The organism is Moorena sp. SIO4E2 (assembly GCF_010671945.1).
Taxonomy (GTDB): domain Bacteria; phylum Cyanobacteriota; class Cyanobacteriia; order Cyanobacteriales; family Coleofasciculaceae; genus Moorena; species Moorena producens.
Genome location: NZ_JAAHIE010001091.1, coordinates 1 through 1732, shown reverse-complemented (window position 1 = coordinate 1732; position 1732 = coordinate 1). Strand labels below are relative to the sequence as shown.

Genomic DNA, 1732 nt, shown 5'->3' with positions numbered 1-1732 from the left:
CAAAAGATCTGGACGACCGCCTAGAAGCTGGGCTTCCTTGTGTGAGTTGTGGGTTAGGGATAACTCCAAATTAGCATAAGACACCACCGCCTCGTTCAGGCGGTGGAAGCTTCATACATCGAGCGAGTAAACATGAACTCCCAGCTGAAGCTTAGGGCTTTGGTTTTGATCAATGAGATGTCTAGGGACTGAGGGTCATCAATTATTGCGATATGACCGCGAGGCTTAATCAGCTCGATGATGCCAGGAAAATGTCCGTCTGATCCTGAAAGGGAAGCAACGTAGCGGGGTTCGAGTCCCAATTCCTTGATTTGATCAACAAGGGACTGGCGGTGATTGATCACATGGTCGGCACCCATCTTTTGAACCCACTCGATGGTTTCCGGACGAGATGCAGTGGCGATCGCGGTCAACCCGGTGAGTTTCTTGGCAAGTTGAATCAGGATTGATCCAACACCTCCCGCACCACCGATAATCAGTATACTCTCGCCCTTGCCTTCTCCTTCTTTGACCCCGAGGCAGTCGAACAGGATTTCCCAGGCAGTAATGGAGGTGAGTGGAAAACCAGCTGCTTCCGCAAAGCCCAGGGATTTCGGCTTTTTCCCAACAATCCGCTCATCAACGGCATGGAGCTCGGAGTTGGTGCCCGGTCGAGTGATATCACCGGCATAAAAGACTTCATCACCAACTTTAAATTTACTGACATCGCTGCCAACTTGTCGAACAACACCTGCGGCATCATACCCAATGACCTTGGTGCCCTTTTCCGGTGCCATCTTGGCGCGCACTTTCACGTCCACAGGATTGACCGAAATTCCCCGAACCTCCACCAACAGGTCGTGTGGCTCTAATTCCGGTGTTTCGGTTTCAAATTCGATCAGCGCTTCTGGTGCAGTGATTGGTCCAGGCTGATTATAGCCTATGGCTTTCATATCTTGGTTTTCCTTTTTTGATCAATGCCGCCGATTCGATTCTATTGCAGTTTTTAGTTTAATACTGCTGCACTGCCCACCCTAAATCAACTTATGGGGAAAACATGATATGTACATTTTTGTTAAGTAATCTGGATTCGCTGCTCTAGCACCTGAAGTGAAGCAGGGATCACAGTTGCTGGAGTTTTGCGATTGGCCTTTGGGCCACGCTACGCAAACGCATCCTCTTCTTCTACCAGATATTGGTGATGGGAGGTGCTATAATTATAAATTAAACTATCAACAAGACTGGTACGTCCAGTAAGCAATATAAAAAGGTAGTAAAGTACATCCTTTCACGACGTAAATTTTACCAGTAATTTGCCTATTAATTTTATTTAATTACAACAATATAGTCATTACATCCTCCTAGCTTTTATACTGAAACCATTCATTATCCAGGAGATATCATGTCAGAAGACTCTAATAAATCTACTCCAAATGACCTTAAACAAATCAAAATTTCTGGTGGATTAGTAAATGCTAATAATGTTTATGCAAATCAGATAGGTGCCGAGATCAATAATTATGCTCCAGAGCAAAAACAAAACCTAGCAAATGCAGCAGCAGAAATTCAAAAGCTTTTGCAGCAACTAGACCAGAGTTATCCCAATGCAACGGCAATCGAAAAACAGAGTGCTTTAGCTGTAACTCTGCAACAAGAAATTAAGCAAAACCCAACATTCAAGGCCAGGCTAAGTAATGCCCTAAAAGAAGGCGGAATCGAAGCCCTGAAGGTGTTGTTTGCCCCGATTGGTATA

General features: G+C 45.1%; 1 protein-coding gene and 1 pseudogene. One reads left to right on the top strand and one right to left on the bottom strand.

Annotated elements, in window-relative coordinates; genetic code table 11:
* Positions 1–95: 95 nt before the first annotated feature.
* Positions 96–932: a zinc-binding alcohol dehydrogenase family protein gene (locus tag F6K37_RS40965; protein ID WP_008188098.1), complete on the bottom strand. Its 837-nt coding sequence runs from the start codon at positions 930–932 to the stop codon at positions 96–98.
* A gap of 449 nt (positions 933–1381) precedes the next feature.
* Between F6K37_RS40965 and F6K37_RS40960 the strand changes: the two are divergent.
* Positions 1382–1732, top strand: a pseudogene (locus F6K37_RS40960) (pentapeptide repeat-containing protein); the annotation flags it as partial.

Excerpts from the sequence above, each read along its gene's own strand:
- F6K37_RS40965 (WP_008188098.1), bottom strand. The coding sequence starts at position 932 with ATGAAAGCCATAGGCTATAATCAGCCTGGACCAATCACTGCACCAGAA.